The following is a 17,349-nucleotide window of genomic DNA, read 5'->3' as shown; positions in this document are numbered from 1 at the left end:
TGTTATGTCCCAAACCCTGAATTCTTCCTCAGCATCCGCCCATTTGGCTGCTCCCAAGCGCCTGGTCATTGCATCCCGTGAGAGTCGGCTAGCCATGTGGCAGGCTGAACACGTCCGAGATTGCCTCAAAAAGCTGTATCCCGAGTGCGACGTCCAGATTTTAGGAATGACTACCCGTGGGGACCAGATTTTGGACAGAGCACTATCTAAAGTGGGTGGTAAAGGTCTTTTTGTGAAAGAGCTCGAAACGGCCTTAGAGGATGGGCGCGCAGATTTAGCTGTTCACTCCCTTAAAGATGTGCCTATGGTGATGCCAGAAGGATTTGAGCTCGCCTGCGTGATGGCCAGAGAGGATGCACGCGATGCATTTGTTTCTAATGACTTTGCCCGTTTGGAAGATTTGCCAACAGGGGCTGTTGTTGGAACTTCGAGCTTGCGTCGTGAGTCAGTGTTACGAGCCAAGTTTCCCCATTTAGAAATCGCGCCACTGCGCGGTAATTTAGACACACGCATGAGTAAGCTGGATCGTGGCGAGTATCAAGCGATCATCTTAGCTGCAGCAGGCTTAAAACGCTTAGGACTAGAGAGTCGTATTCGTGCATACCTGCCATACGACCCTTATACTCCGGCCGCAGGGCAGGGAGCGCTCGGCATTGAGACGCTGAGCTCTCATCCAAACATTAAGCAATGGCTTGCGCCCTTAAATGACTTGGCAACTTTATATGCGGTTTCGGCTGAGCGTATGGTTTCTCGTCAATTGGGCGGTTCTTGCGAAGTGCCCTTAGCGGCTTACGCTGTATGGGATCAGAACCAAATGCAGATTCGTTCTTTTGTAGCAAGTGTGGATGGCAAAGCGATCTGTCTTGCTAGTGGCGCTGCAACAGTGCAGTCGATCGAAGATGCTGAGGCGCTAGGACTAACTGTTGCGAATGATTTGCTAGCACAGGGTGCAGCAGATTTAATTCCGCAGCTCCCCAAATAAAAAAGCACCATTCATCATGAGTACTAAAACCATTGTCGTGACTAGGCCCGGTGGTCAAGCACGTCAATTGGTCGAGGCACTTTCTAGCAGTATTGAAAGAGGTGGCATCTCTAAATGGAATGTGCCAGAGATTATCTCTTTGCCGCTACTCACCATTATTCCGAAGAGCGATGAGCAATTGGCTGAACATATCGGCAATGTTTTACAAGATGCAGACCTAGCCATCTTTGTGAGCCCCAATGCGATTGAGTGCGTGATGCGTTTACTGGAATGTAATTGGCAAGACTTTTCTCAGAAGATTATTCCCATTGGGGTAATGGGGGGTAGCAGCAAGTCTGCCTTACAAAATCATGGTATTGGTCGGGAGGATTGTGCTACCCCAATCCTGATGCCAAAGAACAATGAGCAGTGGGATTCAGAAGGCTTATGGCAAGAGCTTCAAACCCTAGGCTGGAATTGGAATAATAAGAAGGTGGTGATCTTTAAGGGTGAGGGTGGCCGAGAGTGGTTGGCCGAGACTCTAAAGCATGAAGGCGCAGTAGTTGAGGCCATATCAACCTATAGCCGAGTGCCATTGGATTTGGATAATCCCGCTTGGGATTTGATTCGGGAGATCGATTTTGCTAGATCCCTTTGGCTGCTCACTTCGTCTGAGGCAGTGCGTTATCTGGGGCAAGTGGCCCAGGATCAATTTCCCCAAAGTTTAGATAGCGCAAGTGCATTGTGTCCGCATTACCAAATTGCTGATGCAGCAGAAATCATTGGGTTTGGAGAAGTATTTACTACTGAGCCAGGTGATGAGGCTTTGATTAAAGCCAGTCTTGCTTGGTTACGCCTTTAGGCTTTTGTTTGTTGCAATAGAGCCGGCAAAAAAATTTCATTCACCAGTATTGGATGACCCTTTAAACGATAGAGGGTACGTCGTGCCCATAAAGGTGAAGTTATCTTAGGATGATTTTTAAAACATCTTTTCCATAACGCACTGTTTTTGTCTAGGCGTGCAATATCTCGTGGTGGTTTAGCCTTGGAGTGTTTACGTGTTTTGGCAAATAACACCGCTCCTAGGGGTTTCTTGCCTAAGCGCAGAACCGCATGATTGCTACCGCTAGAGCTGAAGGTTGGGATCACGCTATGGGCCATGACCAAAGGGATGCCATTTGCACAGAGTAGTACTTCCCGGACTCGGCAGCGTCTAATCCTGAAATGAAAATAGCGACTCTCGTCGCTATTTAAGGTTTGTGGGCAATCGCGCAAAACCTGCACTTCCAGTTTTTGACCAATTGCCTTCTCAATTTTTTGGGTGAGTGACCCAGTATCACTTAGCCAGGCTTGCCACTGACGCGGAGCCCGATGAATTTCACCGGAACCGACTCGATTCCATGCAGAACGGAGACGATTACGGTGAAACATTTTTAGCTACCGCTAAAGTTCCGACGTTGACCGCCAGACTTTGGTTTAGCAAAGCGTGGACCTGCTGGTCGCGCTGGACGTGAGTCAGCAGAGCGCGCAGGGCGTGAGTCGGCAGAACGTGCTGGGCGTGAATCAGCTGAACGAGATTCGCCAGAACGATTTCCACCAGCATTGCCACCGCCACCACCAAAGCGAGACTCAGAGCGTGCGCCTGAACCATAACGACCGCCACCACCGCCAGAGCGATTGCCGCCGAAGCCACCACCAGAGCGGCCACCAGGGCGACCGCCACCACCACCAAAGCTAGGCTTGGCTTGTGGCTCTAGACCAGCGATGACAGAGGCAACGATATCTTGCTGTGTAAAGCGCTCGATATTGCGAATCTTGGCGCGATCGCGATGTTCAACCAAAGTGATTGCTACACCATTGCGACCAGCACGACCTGTACGACCAATGCGGTGCGTATAGTCTTCTGGTTTCATTGGCAAGCCAAAGTTAATCACGTGGCTAATACGTGGCACATCAATACCGCGAGCCGCTACGTCTGTTGCTACCAAAATCTTGGTATGACCCTTACGTAAAGACTCTAGGCGACGCATACGTACAGCTTGAGGCATTGCACCGTGAAGGGCAGTCGCTTCGTAACCATTCGCACGCAATGTGTCAGCGATCTTTTCGCTTTCAACTTGGGTACTTGCAAACACGACTGCTTGATCCAAAGAGGCATCAGCCAAAATGTGCTCAAGAAGCTTATGCTTGTGTGACATGCTGTCAGCCCAGTGCAACTTCTGCTCAATGTTGGCGTGCTTTTCACCTGCGTGAGCAAGTTCAATACGCTTGGCATCTGTAGTCAACTCATTTGCTAAAGACATAATCTTTGGTGCAAAGGTTGCAGAGAACATCAAGGTTTGGTCGCGACTAGCGCAACGTTTATCAATGGCTTCGAGATCTTCGGCAAATCCCATGTCAAGCATGCGATCGGCTTCGTCGATAACGAGTTGTTTAACATCATCTAAGCGAATTGCTTTGCTATCGCATAAGTCGAGCAAACGACCTGGAGTTGCAACAACTAACAATGCACCTTTCAATGCTTGGATTTGTTTACCGTAAGGCATGCCACCCATCACAGTAGCAATGCGGATACCTTTCATGCCGCGAACTAAGTTCACTGCATCGGCGGAAACCTGTTGAGCTAATTCACGAGTAGGGCAGAGTACTAACACTTTAGGTTGTGCACGACCTGGTACAGGTGAATTGTTTGGGTTGCTTTCAATCAGTTGATTAATTAAAGGCAACAAAAAGGCTGCAGTTTTACCGCTACCGGTTTGGCTGCTGACCAATAAGTCACCGCCAGCTAGGGCTGCAGGGATAACCTGAGCTTGCACGGAAGTGGCTTGGGTATAACCCAGTTCAGCAACGTTTTTAAGGAGTGATGCCGCTAAGGCAAAATTCTGAAACTCAGTTCCAGTGCTTTTTGAGTCGTGACTTGCGTCTTTGGACTCGTGTTTTGTTTCTTTAGAAAAAGTCATGCTATTACACATCCCCTTTAAGGGATGTCTCCGTATGTTGCACCCATGGTTTTTTATAGGGTGCGATGGTCAAAGGCATCGACCATCAGACAGGCGGCAGCGCGTTTTGTGACTTCGGTGTTTATAACTTCTAAACGGTACGCTGAAATATAGCTGGGGGGCGATGAATCAAATTGCTTTAAAAAGCCTCTAATTATCGCAGTTTGAGGGACCGATTACAAGGGTTTTCCCGGAATAATTCATTTAAGTCGGCGCAATATGCCTTCAATCCTTTTCCCATAAGGAGGATGAGCAGGTTTTGTTCCCTTTAAAAGATTCGTACCGAAAATACCTTTGACTTCAAGAATCGACTTTTGATAGCTGAAGGTATCAAAGCCGGCTTTGCCGTGATACTTGCCCATGCCGCTAGGACCAACACCGCCGAACGGTAGGGTCTCAACAGCGGCATGCAAGAAGACGTCATTGATGGTGACGCCACCAGAACGAGTCTGATCTAGCACTTGCTGTAAATTTTTCTTGTCCTTACCAAACCAATAGAGCGCCAATGGATGGGGCTTGCTATTGATGTACGCAATCGCTGCAGCAGTATTGGCTGCAGGGAGTATCGGCAGAATTGGACCGAAGATTTCTTCATGCAGTACTCGCGCATCCTGAGGAACATTAATCAGTGCTACAGGTTCAAATTGTCTGGTGCCAGCGGAGGAATCATTAATTAGGGGTATCGCTGTGGCACCACGATCCAGGGCATCACTCAGGAGATGCTGCCAGTACTGCAATTGATCATCATCAATTGGTCCAGTGAATTCTTTGGGGTTGCTAAATTGTTTTGTTGCCGCAGATTGCAGTTCTTGAATAAATGCTTCTTGCAAGCTTTGCTCGATGAGAACGTAGTCGGGCACAATGCAGGTTTGACCGCTATTGAGAAGCTTGCCGTAGGCGATTGATCCGGCAGCATCTTTCAGCTTAGCGGATGAATCAATCACCGCTGGAGATTTACCGCCAAGCTCTAAGGTCATAGGGGTAAGGTTTTCTGCGGCTGCACGCATCACTTTTTTGCCTATTGCCTCAGAGCCAGTGAAGAAAAGGTGGGCAAACGGTAGGGCGGCAAATTGTTCAGCAACATCTACGCCGCCGGTAGTGACACAAAACTCACTCGGGTGAAAATACTCTTGAATGAGGTTGGCTAAAAAGCCAGAGGTACGAGAGCTGCGCTCTGAGGGTTTAAGCCAAACACGGTTACCTGCTGCAAACGCAGCAATGGCTGGTAATAAAGCCAGTCTTACTGGGTAATTCCAGGGGCTCATGATGCCAACCACCCCCATCGATTGATGTTCAATCCAAGCTTCAGAAGCACCTAAGTAAGCAGGAATCTCTACTTGAGTGGGTTTCATCCACTCCTTGAGATGTTTGCGGGTGTACCGGCAAGCTTGGTAGAGTCCTTGAAACTCAACCAGGCGCGTTTCGATAGAATCTCTCACTCCAAAATCAGCAACGAGCGCTTTACAGATTTTCTCTTCGTTGGCTTGAATCATTTTTTCAATTCGACCAATGCGCTCTAACCTCACGTCAAGACTGGGATTTGGTTCAGCAGCATAGGCCGCCTGGATTTCTTCGAGCTGGATAGTGAAGCGATTCATAGGGAATTAATAGTTGGCAGACATTGGAATAAGGCATTAGGATAAAGCCATGACCCAAACTATTCTTGAAAACCATGCCCCTCTAGAGCAGGCCACCTTAGGCGGCGGATGCTTTTGGTGCCTAGAGGCTGTTTACCAGCAAATTTCTGGGGTGAAATCCGTAGTTTCTGGATATGCTGGGGGCGCTAGACCGAACCCAACTTATGAAGCAGTTTGCACTGGTGTGACAGGACATGCCGAGATTGTGGACATCCTATTTGACCCGCAAATTGTTTCATTTAGAGATCTTTTAGAAATCTTCTTTGTGATTCATGATCCTACTACCTTGAACTATCAAGGCAATGATCATGGTACCCAATATCGTTCAGTGATCTTCACGCACAGTGACGAGCAGGCTCAGATTGCCCATGAAGTAGTGAAAGAGTTAGGGGATTCTAGAATCTATTCGAGCCCAGTAGTCACCCAGATTGAAGCGGCTCCAACAATTTTCCCAGCAGAAGACTATCACCAGAACTACTTTGTGCAACATCCTAATCAAGGTTACTGCATGGCAGTAGTAGCACCAAAGTTAGCAAAGTTCAGAGCGAAATTTAAAGCGCTCATTGCGCCACAGTATTCCTGAGTCTTTAAGGAGCCAGGCGATTAACATGCCACTCAGAGCCCACTAGCTTGTAGTGAATACGATCATGTAAACGGGAAGGTCGTCCTTGCCAGAACTCTATTTCTGTTGGGCGCAGACGGTATCCACCCCAATGCTCAGGGCGCGGTGGCGCATCACCAAATTCTGCTTTAAAGCGTTTTTCTGCTTCTTCTAGAAACTCACGGTTAGGTATGGCTGCACTTTGAGGGGATGCCCAGGCACCGATACGTGAAGCTGGCGGGCGGGAGTGAAAATATTCATCGCTTTCGACAGAGCTCACGCGCTCGACGATCCCTTGAATACGAACTTGACGCTCAAGCTCATGCCAATGAAACAGTAGGGCAGCCTGGGGTCTAACTGCCAAATCCTTGCCTTTTTGGCTTTCGTAGTTAGTGAAAAAGGTAAAGCCGTTTTGATCCGCGCCTTTTAGTAAGACAATACGAGCTGATGGGTTACCGGCTTTATCAGCAGTTGCTAAGGTCATGGAATTGGGTTCGGGACACTCTGCTCTGACAGCTTGGTCAAACCAAAGCTGAAACAGTGGAAAAGGTGCGGCAGGAACGTCGGTTTCAGACAGCTGACCGAAGGTATAGTTTTTGCGAAGTTGAGCAATAGAGTCCATTTATTCAGTATAAAGAGAAGCTATGGCAGAAGACAAGGTAGAAGAAAGCTTAGAAGATCGTCGTTTTGGCGGGGTCTCCAGACTCTATGGGCCAGAGCTGCGCGAGCGCTTTCGTGAAGCGACGGTGGTGGTGGCTGGCTTGGGTGGTGTTGGCTCTTGGGCAGCTGAAGCATTGGCGCGCACTGGTATTGGACACCTCGTCTTGGTCGATTTTGATCACATTGCAGAAAGTAATACCAATCGTCAATTGCACGCTTTAGAAGGTCAGTATGGCAAAGCTAAGGTGGAAGCCATGACTCAGCGCGTTTTGCAAATCAATCCTGAAATCAAGCTGACACCTTGCGATGAATTTCTGACGCCAGAAAATTTAGATGTACTGATTCCAAAAGATGCATACGTATTAGATGCTACGGATTCGGTGCAAACCAAAATTGCTTTATCAGTGTGGGCTAATCAAAATCAGCGAGCGCTTGTGATGTGTGGTGCTGCTGGCGGAAAAACCGATCCGACTTCCGTGCGCTGTGATGATCTCTCGCGTACCGAGCAAGATGCTTTGCTAGCAAAGGTACGACAAGGTCTCAGGCAGGATCATGGCTTCTCTAGAAATCTCAAGAGAAAAATTGGTATCCGTGCCATTTATTCCCACGAACCCAGAGCTGGCGCTGCTAGTGGCGGTCTAGCATGCTCCGGCTACGGATCTACGGTCATGGTGACGGCAGCCTGCGGCTTGGCTGCAGCTGCAGAGATTTTGAATCTGATTTCTGCTAATTCTTCGGCAAGCGTAATTGAGCAATAAATCCCTCAGGGCATTCCCTGTAAGAAATGTTTGATTCTTTTGTAGTCAGAAATATTTCTGGATATCTATCTGGCTTGATTTCAAAGACATTCCACTCTTAGATACTTTACTTTTAATTGGTTTAAGTACTTTAGGTATTTTTATCCTCTAGTGCATCTGCCAAGCACTCCCTAGACTTTGCTTCGTTGGTAAATCAGCCAATGACAAATCGAAAGGAGGTCTCTTTTGCAGACTGAACACACTGGCTTAAAACGCCATCTCAAAGTAAGACACATTCGTTTGATGGCCTTAGGGTCAACAATTGGCGTTGGATTATTTCTTGGGTCGGCAAGCGCTATTCAAATTGCGGGCCCATCCATTCTTTTGGGCTACTTGTTAGCAGGGATTGTTGCCTTCATTGTGCTGCGAACTCTGGGTGAAATGGCTGTGCATGAGCCAGTAGCGGGTTCTTTTGCTGCCTATGCCAATAGTTATGTTGGTCCACTCGCCGGTTATATGGTGGGTTGGGGCTACTGGACCTATTGGATTGTGGTGGGCATTGCTGAAGTTACTGCAGTGGGTATCTACATGGGAATCTGGTTTCCAGAAACACCTCAATGGATTTGGGCGCTGTCTTCCATCGTCTTGATGGGTTTAATTAATCTCATTGCGGTCAAAGTCTTTGGAGAGTTTGAGTTTTGGTTTGCGCTCATCAAGGTGGTGGCTATTGTTGCCATGATTACCCTTGGTGGCTCAGTAATCTTGTTTGGTTTTACCAATGATTGGCAACCAATTGGCTTAAGTAATTTATGGCAGCACGGCGGCTTCTTTCCGAATGGAATCAGCGGCATGTTGCTTTCACTGCAAATGGTCTTGTTTGCCTATGTGGGTATCGAGATGATTGGCTTATCGGCAGGCGAAGCTGAGAATCCCAAGAAGACCATACCCATGGCCATTGATTCGTTGGCATGGCGCATCCTCATTTTCTATATGGGTGCCATCTTAGTCATTCTGGCCATCTTCCCTTGGAATGAAGTCGGTCAGCAGGGCAGTCCCTTTGTAGTGATGTTTGAGCGCATTGGTTTGCGTGAGGCAGCAGGCTTAATCAATTTTGTGGTGATTACTGCAGCACTTTCATCCTGCAATGCTGGCATCTTTAGTGGCGGTCGCCTTCTTTATTCGCTAGCAAACAATGGTTATGCGCCCGCAAGATTTGCAAAGCTCTCGAAGTATGGTGTTCCACATCGCGCGGTGATGGCAACCGTTGCAGTGTGTATGACGGGGGTTGTACTGAATTACTTTGTTCCAGAAAAAGCCTTTCAATACATCATGGCAGCAGTCACCTTTGTCGGTCTGATGGTTTGGATCGCCATTCTCTTTACGCAACTCCAGTTCCGTCGTTCACTGACGAAAGACCAAGTAGCCCAATTGGCTTATCGCACTCCTTGGCATCCCTATTCCTCATGGTTCGCTCTAGCATTTATTGCCCTGGTAGTAGTGCTGATGGGCTTTCATGAGGATGCACGGATTGCTTTGATATTGGGTCCGTGTTTATTGGCGGTGTATCTAGCAATGTTCTTCATTGTTGGTTTACACCATAAAACAAAAAATCGTCGTGAATTTAAATAAAAGGAGATCGAAATGATTATTGGCGTACCTCAGGAAGTAAAAAACAATGAGTTTCGGGTGGGTTTGACACCTGGAAATGTCAGCGGCCTTTGCAAGCAAGGACATTCAGTATTAGTGCAGCGCGGCGCGGGTGAGCAGATCGGCTTAACAGATGAGGCTTATCGCATTGCTGGTGCTACCCTGATTAATAGCGCTGCAGAGGTTTTTCATAAAGCAGAAATGATTGTGAAGGTGAAAGAGCCACAAGCACAGGAATGTGCAATGTTGCGTGAGGATCAAATTTTGTTTACCTATCTTCATTTAGCTCCAGATCCGAAACAGACACAAGCGCTTCTACATTCTGGAGCAACTTGTATTGCCTATGAAACTGTCACTGCAATGAATGGTGCATTACCGCTACTCGCACCAATGAGTGAGGTAGCAGGGCGCATGTCAATTCAGGCGGCTGCCTCACATTTAGAGAAAACCCATGGTGGCCTGGGCGTTCTCATGGCGGGAGTGCCTGGCGTATCCCCAGCGAAGATTGTCATTCTGGGTGCTGGGGTCGTCGGGCGCAATGCACTGCAGATGGCGGTAGGTATGGGAGCTGATGTATGCATCTTTGATCGAGACATTGATCGTTTACGTCAAATTGACATGCTCTATGGCAATCGGGTGCGCACCTTTTACTCGGATAGCTTATTAATTGAGCAAGAAGTCAGTGAAGCGGATGTGGTGATTGGGGCTGTGCTTCTTCCTGGGGGAGCTGCACCAAAACTCGTTAGCCATGACATGATTCGAAAGATGAAGCCAGGCTCTGTAGTTGTGGATGTGGCAATTGATCAAGGTGGCTGTTTTGAAACCTCAAAGCCAACCACCCATGCAGATCCCACCTACTTAGTGGATGGTGTGTTGCACTATTGTGTAGCGAACATGCCCGGAGCAGTTGCCAGAACTTCCACCTTTGCCCTAACTAATGCGACTTATCCATTTGTAGAGGCTTTGGCTAATCGCGGTGTGATGAAAGCCTTATCAATAGATCATCATCTGCGTAATGGCTTGAGTGTGCATAAGGGGGTATTGACCTCGAAGCCTGTAGCACAAGCACAGGGTCTGGAATTTGCTCACGCTGAGGAGTTAATCATGGCTTAGCCTTACTCCGTATACCTAGTAAGTGAGTTGAGTGAATAGCGCCTTAGAGGATTTAAACTAGCCTTAGCGCACTTTCCTGACAAATTATTCACTCCCTTACTAGGATCATCCAATTGATTGATTTTTCTGCTCTCACCCTCTCTGCTGGCGTTGTTGCTTTGGCGGAGATGGGTGACAAAACTCAACTACTTTCTTTAATGTTGGCGGCTCGCTATCCCAAGCAAGCCATCGCTATTATTGCTGGCATCTTCATTGCCACTATTGCTAACCATGCATGCGCTGCGCTACTAGGCCATTGGTTAACCACCATGGTTTCTCCCGATGTCATGCGTTGGATCTTGGGCTTGAGCTTTTTGGGAATTGGTCTTTGGCTTTTAGTGCCAGATCATATTGATGATGCCGCTGGATCTAAAGTGGCTGATCGTGCATGGCAAGTATTTTTGCTGACTGTTGGCTTATTCTTCTTGGCAGAGATGGGGGATAAAACTCAAATTGCAACTATTGCTCTGGGTGCAAGATATCAAGATGTTTTCTCGGTCACGGTTGGTACTACTTTGGGGATGATGCTGGCAAATGCGCCGGCAGTCTGGGTAGGTCAAAAATTTACCCAACGGATGCCAATCAAGTGGGTGCACGCAGTAGCTGCAGTGACCTTCATCGCTATTGGGATTGCTACTTTGGTTTGGGCTTAGCCGGTACAACATTCCTGGCAAAAGCTTAAAATGAGGCTATGAAAACTGATCTGCCACAGAGCTTTCGTCGGCTCGAATACCGTCCTCCCGTTTACACCTTCGATCAAGTCGAGCTCGATATTGCATTAGATCCAGCAAGGACCATCGTTAAGAGTCGAATTGAGGTGTTACCAGGCGAAAGTTTTGAAGCAGGCGCGCCATTGACCTTAGTCGGTCAAGCATTAGAGTTTGTGAGCTTGCGCATCAATGGAGAAGCGCACCGTCATTTTGAGTTAACCCCTGAGACCCTCAACATCCATTCATTGCCAAACGAAGGTAAAGACAAATTCATCGTAGAGATCATCTGTGTTTGTGTCCCTGAAAAAAATACATCCCTCATGGGCCTGTATGTTTCGAATGGCAACTTCTTTACCCAATGTGAAGCAGAAGGCTTCAGAAAAATCACCTACTTCTTAGATCGCCCTGATGTGATGGCCCGCTACCGTGTGACTTTACGTGCCCGCGAAGCAGAGTGCCCAGTCTTGCTATCTAACGGTAATTTACTGAAGACCGAAAAACTACCCAATGGTTGGCATAGCGCTATTTGGGAAGACCCATTTCCAAAGCCTTCGTATTTATTTGCTTTGGTAGCAGGTAAGTTGGAATGTATCGAAGAAACGATTACTACCAGTAGCGGTGCTAAGAAGTTATTACAGATCTGGGTTGAGCCTCACGATCTCAAAAAGACCCGGCATGCCATGGATTCTCTGATTGCAGCTATTCACTGGGATGAGAAACGGTTTGGATTAGAGCTTGATCTAGAGCGCTTCATGATTGTGGCGGTGGGCGATTTTAATATGGGGGCGATGGAGAATAAGGGGCTGAATATCTTCAATACGAAGTTCGTCTTAGCTCAGCCAGAAACGGCAACGGATGCTGACTTTGCCAATATTGAGAGTGTCGTCGCTCACGAATATTTCCATAACTGGACTGGTAATCGAGTCACTTGTCAGGATTGGTTTCAGCTTTCACTTAAAGAAGGCTTAACAGTCTTTAGGGATCAAGAGTTCTCTGCCGATCAAATGGGTAGTGAATCTGGCCGAGCGGTCAAACGAATTGAGGATGTGCGTTTACTGCGCCAACTCCAGTTCCCGGAGGATGCAGGTCCGATGGCCCATCCCATTCGTCCAGATGAATATCAAGAAATCAGTAACTTTTATACCGTCACGGTCTACGAGAAGGGCTCCGAGGTTGTGCGGATGTATCAAACCCTGCTAGGTAAGGAGGGTTTCCGCAAAGGGATGGATTTGTATTTCAAGCGCCATGATGGCCATGCTGTGACTTGCGATGATTTCTTGGCGGCGATGGCGGATGCGAACGGCAAAGATCTCACTCAGTTCAGAAATTGGTATAGCCAGGCCGGCACTCCAAAGGTAAAAGTGCAAGAGCATTACGATGCCGCAAAAAAACAATATCAACTTACCTTAACTCAAAGTTGCCCTCCTAGCCCTGGTCAGCCCGAGAAAAAACCATTTCATATTCCCTTGAAGATACGCTTGATTACCAAGAGCAATGATCAAGCAGAGCAATTACTGGAGTTGACGCAGCCTAGCCAAACTTGGACTTTTGACAATATTGCTGAGCGTCCAGTACTGTCGATTAATCGGAATTTTTCTGCGCCGGTTAATTTAGATTTTGAGCAAAGCGAAGCGGATCTTCTGACCCTATTATCAAGTGATGATGATCCATTTAATCGCTGGGAAGCAGGCCAGAAGCTGGCTATGCAGATGATTTTGAATAATCGTTTGCCGGATGCAAAGTTGCTTGATGCTTATCGCAATCTCCTGATGGATCCTAAGCTCGATCCTGCCTTCAAGGAGCTTGCTCTAACTTTGCCTGCCGAGTCTTACCTTTATGAGCAGTGCGCCTCTGTCGATCCTCAAAAAATCTTTACAGCACGCCGCGCTTTCCGAAGAGAAATAGCTAAGCAACTGCAACTGGAGTGGGCGGCACTCTACCAACAAATGCAAACACCCGGACCCTTCAAGTCCGATGCCGTAGATTCCGGAAAGCGGGCCCTTAAAAATCTGGCATTGAGTATGTTGCTCGAAGCCAATCCAGGTGTATGGGCACCCATGGCAGCACACCAGTATGAGATTGCTGACAATATGACTGACCGCTATGCTGCATTAGCGGCATTAGTAGTGCATGGCGCCAAACAAGCCAAAGAGTGCCTCGCGGATTTCTTCAAGCGATTTGAGAATGATCCCCTCGTGATTGATAAGTGGTTTGGTTTGCAATCGAGTCGTCCACCAGTCGATGGTCTTCAATCTACACTGAGTGATGTGCGTCAATTACGCGAGCATCCTGCCTTCAAAATGAACAATCCCAATCGGGTGCGCAGCGTCATTCATGCCTTTTGCTCAAACAATCCAGCGAGTTTTCATCAGGCTGATGGCAGTGGTTATGAATTCTGGGCTGATAGTGTTTTAGCCTTAGATCCCATTAACCCTCAAGTTGCAGCCCGCTTGGCCAGAGCCTTGGATCGTTGGCGCTTGTTTGCCCAACCTTACCAAGACCATATGAAAGCTGCTTTAGAGCGTGTGGCTGCCTGCAAAACACTGTCGCTCGATACCAGGGAAGTCATTAACAAAGCTTTAGGTAGCTAGCACCTTGTATAACAGGGCAAAATAGAGCCTATAGTCATTGGCACCAATAATCGGAGAAATACCTTTGTCCTCAAGTGATAACACCAATTTCAAGCAATATCTTGTCAGCGCTCAACCAAAGGGTGCGGCTATCCCTACTGGTCTTCAAGAGTTATTGCTCGCAGTAGTGAATACCTGCTCGACCCTGAGTCATGAAGTGGCGCAGGGCGCATTAATTGGCTTGTTGGGCTCTGCTGGCAGTGGCAACATTCAAGGTGAAGTCCAACAAAAGCTCGACATCATCGCCAATGATCAATTGATTGAGGGCGTGAAGGGGTGCAAATCTTTGGCTGGTCTTGCATCAGAAGAGATGGAGCTGCCTGTGCCTGTACAGGGGGTTGGTGACTATCTACTCTTATTTGATCCGCTCGATGGCTCTTCTAATATTGATGTCAACGTATCCATTGGCACTATTTTTTCTATATTGAAGAAGCAGGATCCAAATGCTCCGCTGCAGACTACCGATTTTCTGTTGTCAGGTCGTCACCAAGCCGCTGCAGGGTATGTAGTGTATGGCCCGCAAACTACCATGGCCTTGACCTTGGGTGATGGTGTGGTGATGTTTACCTTAAACAAAGAGACTGGTGAGTTTCTACTCATTAAAGATGCTGTGACGATCGCACCAGCTGCAAAAGAATTTGCAATCAATATGTCTAATATGCGTCACTGGGCTGAACCAGTGCGCCGTTATGTTGAAGAGTGTTTAGCCGGTACTACTGGACCTCGCAATAAAGACTTCAATATGCGCTGGATTGCATCTATGGTTGCTGACGTGCATCGTGTTTTATCGCGCGGAGGTATTTTTATGTACCCTTGGGATCAGCGCGAGCCACACAAGGCTGGTAAATTGCGCTTGATGTATGAAGCAAATCCCATGAGCTTCTTGGTAGAGCAGGCTGGAGGTGCATCTATCAATGGCACTCAAAACATTCTGGATTTACAGCCTACTGGGCTGCACGAGCGTGTTTCAGTGATGCTGGGGTCCAAAGAAGAGATCGAGCGCTTACAGCAATACCACGCGTAAGGGCTTTAGATATTGTCAGATTACGGTCTGACTTTTTCTTTTAGGTAGGCGAGTGATTCTTCTACTTGGTCAATCAGGATTAGACAAATATCTCCTGGGGAGACATCACTCAAGGCGGTATCGATCGCTTTGAATTCGCCATGGATTTCCTTAACTTGCTTTGCTTTGGTGGCGCCTACCAAGCCTTCTTGTAGAAGTTTCAGTACTTCACCATCTTCGCGGCCACGTTGACAGGCATCTTGATAGAGGATGATGTTATCAAACGAATTTCCCAGGATGCGAGTGAGATCGCGAATATCTTCATCGCGTCGATCGCCAGCACCACTAACCACAACATGACTCTTTTTGGGCTTCATGGCCTCAATCGCACTGGCTAGTGCACGCATTGCATCAGGGTTGTGGCCATAGTCAGCAATGACAGTAGCGCCGTTGTGCTGGAATTGATTAAAGCGTCCTGGTACGGAGTTCGCATCACTCTCAAAGCTGTGAAGACCACGAGCAATTTTCTCGGCGTCAAGGCCTAGTGCCCAAGCAGCACCAATGGCAGCCATTGCATTTTCAATTTGAAAGCCTAATACGCCATTTTTGGTTAGAGGAATTTCGCTTACAGGGAAGCGATACATCACACGTGAGCCTTTAGAGGCAACAATGTAAGTGCCATCAAAGTAAATCACTTTTTTATTCTTGGCGCGATGCGCAGCAATGACGGGATGGTGTTGATTCTGGGCAAAGAAAATCACTCTGCCAGAACATTTATCACCCATCTTAGCAACCATAGGGTCGGCTGCATTCAATACTGCCGCGCCAGTAGGTTCAACGTTTTGCACAATCACGCGCTTCAGAATGGCTAAATCTTCCACGCTAGTGATGTAGTTCAAGCCTAAATGATCACCCTCACCAATATTGGTGACAACAGCCACTTCACAGCGGTCAAAGCCCAGACCTTCTCGCAGCATTCCACCTCGAGCAGTTTCAAGAACGGCTGCATCTACATCGGGGTGCATTAACACGTTACGGGCACTCTTAGGGCCGCTGCAATCACCAGTATCAATGAGGCGATGATTGATATAGACCCCATCAGTGCCAGTCATGCCAACCCGTAAACCCGTTTCACTTAAGAGGTGAGCAATGAGACGCACAGTAGTGGTTTTGCCATTTGTACCGGTAACAGCAACTACTGGAATGCGGCCGTCCTCACCAGGCGGGAACATCATATTGATAATGTCTTCGCCTACCGGACGACCTTTACCGTAGGAGGGCTTGAGATGCATGCGTAAGCCCGGTGCCGCATTGACTTCTACAATGCCACCACCTTGCTGTTCCAAAGGCTTGTAAATGGATTCACAGAGGATATCCACACCAGCGATATCTAAACCAATCATTTGAGCTGCAGCTACAGCGCTAGCAGCGACATCAGGATGTACATCGTCAGTCACATCGGTGGCAGTTCCACCGGTACTGAGATTGGCGTTGTTACGTAACAAAACGCGTTCACCAGTTTTGGGTACGTATTGCGGAGTTAAACCAGAGTTTGCTAAATGCGCCAGCGCAATATCATCAAAGCGAATCTTGGTCAGTGCTGTAGCGTGACCATCACCCCGTAGTGGATTTTTGTTTTCTAATTCAACGAGCTCTGCCACAGTGTGTTTGCCATCACCCACTACTTGAGCGGGTTCGCGACGGGCAGCAGCCGACAAACGGTTGCCAACGACTAAAAGACGGTAGTCTGCGCCAGGAAGATAGCGCTCCACAATGGTCTCGCGTCCAAAGTGTTGGGTGACTTCAAAACCCGCACGGACTTCTTCTTCAGTCTGAATGTTAGCGACAACACCTTTACCTTGGTTGCCATCTTTGGGTTTGAGAACGACTGGACCACCAATTTTTTGGGCTGCACGCCAAGCATCGTCAGCATTAGTGACTACTTCACCAATAGGTACTGATACACCAGCAGCCGCTAATAAGTTTTTAGTAAGCTCTTTATCTTGTGCAATCGCTTCGGCAATCGCACTTGTGTCACTTGTTTCTGCTGCTTGAATGCGTTTCTGTTTGCTACCCCAGCCAAACTGCACCATGCTGCCTTCAGTCATGCGGCGGTAAGGGATATTGCGCTGAATAGCGGCATCCACAATAGAGCCAGTGCTTGGGCCTAGACGCACATCTTCATAAAGAGCCTCTAATTCAGAAAGAGCTGCCCCAAGATCAAAAGGTGCATCGTTCAATGTAGCCTGGATGAGTGCAAAGCCAAAATCAAACGCCATGCGACCAACCACTTCCTCGGTGTATTCCACAACGACTTGATATACGCCATCATCTACGGTTTGCACTGTGCGACTAAAGGTGACAGGGCAGCCTGCTTGTGCTTGCAAGCCAAGGGCTGCGTATTCTAAGGCATGGGTTAAAGAGAGTTTTTCATTGGGGCCACCGCGACGCATGCTGCCAAGCTGCGGAAAGCGCTCACGAATCTTCGTTTCAAACTGAGGAATGGAATCGATGGAGCGTTCTGACTCATCGCAAGCAACAATGGCTTCTAAAGCGGTGTGGCGACTCCATAAATTGGGGCCGCGCAACATACGAATACGGGTGATTTCCAA

14 protein-coding genes are annotated in these 17,349 nt (G+C 47.9%); 9 read left to right on the top strand and 5 right to left on the bottom strand.

Translation table 11 applies throughout. From position 1 onward, the window contains the following. The first annotated feature begins 4 nt into the window (after window positions 1-4). Both hemC and C2757_RS06085 read left to right on the top strand, forming a co-directional pair. A complete protein-coding gene (gene hemC / locus C2757_RS06090) occupies window positions 5-982 on the top strand; it encodes a hydroxymethylbilane synthase (RefSeq protein WP_215373529.1) in 978 nt (325 codons plus the stop codon). A 16-nt stretch (window positions 983-998) separates the two neighbouring features. Beyond that, the gene (locus tag C2757_RS06085; protein WP_215373527.1) at window positions 999-1,823 is read left to right on the top strand and encodes a uroporphyrinogen-III synthase; all 825 of its coding nucleotides are present in this window, start codon (window positions 999-1,001) and stop codon (window positions 1,821-1,823) included. On the opposite strand, the gene C2757_RS06080 is transcribed toward C2757_RS06085, so the two are convergent. From C2757_RS06080 to C2757_RS06070, 3 genes are all read right to left on the bottom strand, one after another. After that, window positions 1,820-2,392, bottom strand: a complete 573-nt coding sequence (locus C2757_RS06080) for a chorismate lyase (protein ID WP_215373526.1) — start codon at window positions 2,390-2,392, stop codon at window positions 1,820-1,822. The genes C2757_RS06085 and C2757_RS06080 overlap by 4 nt on opposite strands. Before the next feature lie 2 nt (window positions 2,393-2,394). After that, window positions 2,395-3,921: a DEAD/DEAH box helicase gene (locus C2757_RS06075; protein ID WP_215373524.1), complete on the bottom strand. Its 1,527-nt coding sequence runs from the start codon at window positions 3,919-3,921 to the stop codon at window positions 2,395-2,397. 239 nt (window positions 3,922-4,160) lie between these two features. After that, window positions 4,161-5,558, bottom strand: coding sequence for a coniferyl aldehyde dehydrogenase (locus tag C2757_RS06070; protein ID WP_215373523.1), 1,398 nt, complete (start codon window positions 5,556-5,558; stop codon window positions 4,161-4,163). Between the two features lie 49 nt (window positions 5,559-5,607). Here C2757_RS06070 and msrA point away from each other — a divergent pair, with 49 nt between their 5' ends. Then, window positions 5,608-6,180, top strand: a complete 573-nt coding sequence (gene msrA, locus C2757_RS06065; protein WP_215373521.1) for a peptide-methionine (S)-S-oxide reductase MsrA — start codon at window positions 5,608-5,610, stop codon at window positions 6,178-6,180. 4 nt (window positions 6,181-6,184) lie between these two features. Here msrA and pdxH read toward each other — a convergent pair whose 3' ends face one another. Continuing rightward, window positions 6,185-6,820, bottom strand: a complete 636-nt coding sequence (gene pdxH, locus C2757_RS06060; protein WP_215373519.1) for a pyridoxamine 5'-phosphate oxidase — start codon at window positions 6,818-6,820, stop codon at window positions 6,185-6,187. Window positions 6,821-6,842: 22 nt separating this feature from the next. On the opposite strand from pdxH, the gene C2757_RS06055 reads away from it, so the two are divergent. From C2757_RS06055 to C2757_RS06030, 6 genes are all read left to right on the top strand, one after another. Then, the gene (locus C2757_RS06055; protein ID WP_215373517.1) at window positions 6,843-7,616 is read left to right on the top strand and encodes a ThiF family adenylyltransferase; all 774 of its coding nucleotides are present in this window, start codon (window positions 6,843-6,845) and stop codon (window positions 7,614-7,616) included. A 225-nt stretch (window positions 7,617-7,841) separates the two neighbouring features. Beyond that, complete coding sequence (locus tag C2757_RS06050; RefSeq protein WP_215373516.1) at window positions 7,842-9,224, top strand: amino acid permease; 1,383 nt, start codon at window positions 7,842-7,844, stop codon at window positions 9,222-9,224. Window positions 9,225-9,236: 12 nt separating this feature from the next. Next, on the top strand, window positions 9,237-10,355 hold the full coding sequence (gene ald / locus C2757_RS06045) for an alanine dehydrogenase (protein ID WP_215373514.1): 1,119 nt from the start codon (window positions 9,237-9,239) through the stop codon (window positions 10,353-10,355). 116 nt (window positions 10,356-10,471) lie between these two features. Then, window positions 10,472-11,047 (top strand): TMEM165/GDT1 family protein, encoded by a 576-nt coding sequence (locus C2757_RS06040; RefSeq protein WP_215376984.1) that lies wholly within the window; start codon window positions 10,472-10,474, stop codon window positions 11,045-11,047. A gap of 38 nt (window positions 11,048-11,085) precedes the next feature. Continuing rightward, window positions 11,086-13,695: an aminopeptidase N gene (pepN, locus tag C2757_RS06035; protein WP_215373513.1), complete on the top strand. Its 2,610-nt coding sequence runs from the start codon at window positions 11,086-11,088 to the stop codon at window positions 13,693-13,695. Between the two features lie 64 nt (window positions 13,696-13,759). Then, complete coding sequence (locus C2757_RS06030; RefSeq protein WP_215373511.1) at window positions 13,760-14,758, top strand: class 1 fructose-bisphosphatase; 999 nt, start codon at window positions 13,760-13,762, stop codon at window positions 14,756-14,758. Window positions 14,759-14,778: 20 nt separating this feature from the next. Here the strand turns inward: C2757_RS06030 and cphA are convergent, their stop codons facing one another. After that, entirely contained in the window at window positions 14,779-17,349 is a 2,571-nt protein-coding gene (gene cphA / locus C2757_RS06025) for a cyanophycin synthetase (protein WP_215373509.1), read from the bottom strand.

Origin of the sequence: Polynucleobacter sp. MWH-Svant-W18, from assembly GCF_018687495.1 — a bacterium.
GTDB lineage: Bacteria > Pseudomonadota > Gammaproteobacteria > Burkholderiales > Burkholderiaceae > Polynucleobacter.
This window is presented reverse-complemented; position numbering and strand designations above follow the sequence as displayed.

Bases quoted from the DNA above. Each gene is read 5' to 3' on its own strand.
- pepN (WP_215373513.1), top strand. From the start codon at position 11,086: ATGAAAACTGATCTGCCACAGAGCTTTCGTCGGCTCGAATACCGTCCT.
- C2757_RS06080 (WP_215373526.1), bottom strand. From the start codon at position 2,392: ATGTTTCACCGTAATCGTCTCCGTTCTGCATGGAATCGAGTCGGTTCC.
- hemC (WP_215373529.1), top strand. From the start codon at position 5: ATGTCCCAAACCCTGAATTCTTCCTCAGCATCCGCCCATTTGGCTGCT.
- C2757_RS06070 (WP_215373523.1), bottom strand. From the start codon at position 5,558: ATGAATCGCTTCACTATCCAGCTCGAAGAAATCCAGGCGGCCTATGCT.
- C2757_RS06085 (WP_215373527.1), top strand. From the start codon at position 999: ATGAGTACTAAAACCATTGTCGTGACTAGGCCCGGTGGTCAAGCACGT.
- msrA (WP_215373521.1), top strand. From the start codon at position 5,608: ATGACCCAAACTATTCTTGAAAACCATGCCCCTCTAGAGCAGGCCACC.
- C2757_RS06055 (WP_215373517.1), top strand. From the start codon at position 6,843: ATGGCAGAAGACAAGGTAGAAGAAAGCTTAGAAGATCGTCGTTTTGGC.
- pdxH (WP_215373519.1), bottom strand. From the start codon at position 6,820: ATGGACTCTATTGCTCAACTTCGCAAAAACTATACCTTCGGTCAGCTG.
- C2757_RS06075 (WP_215373524.1), bottom strand. From the start codon at position 3,921: ATGACTTTTTCTAAAGAAACAAAACACGAGTCCAAAGACGCAAGTCAC.
- ald (WP_215373514.1), top strand. From the start codon at position 9,237: ATGATTATTGGCGTACCTCAGGAAGTAAAAAACAATGAGTTTCGGGTG.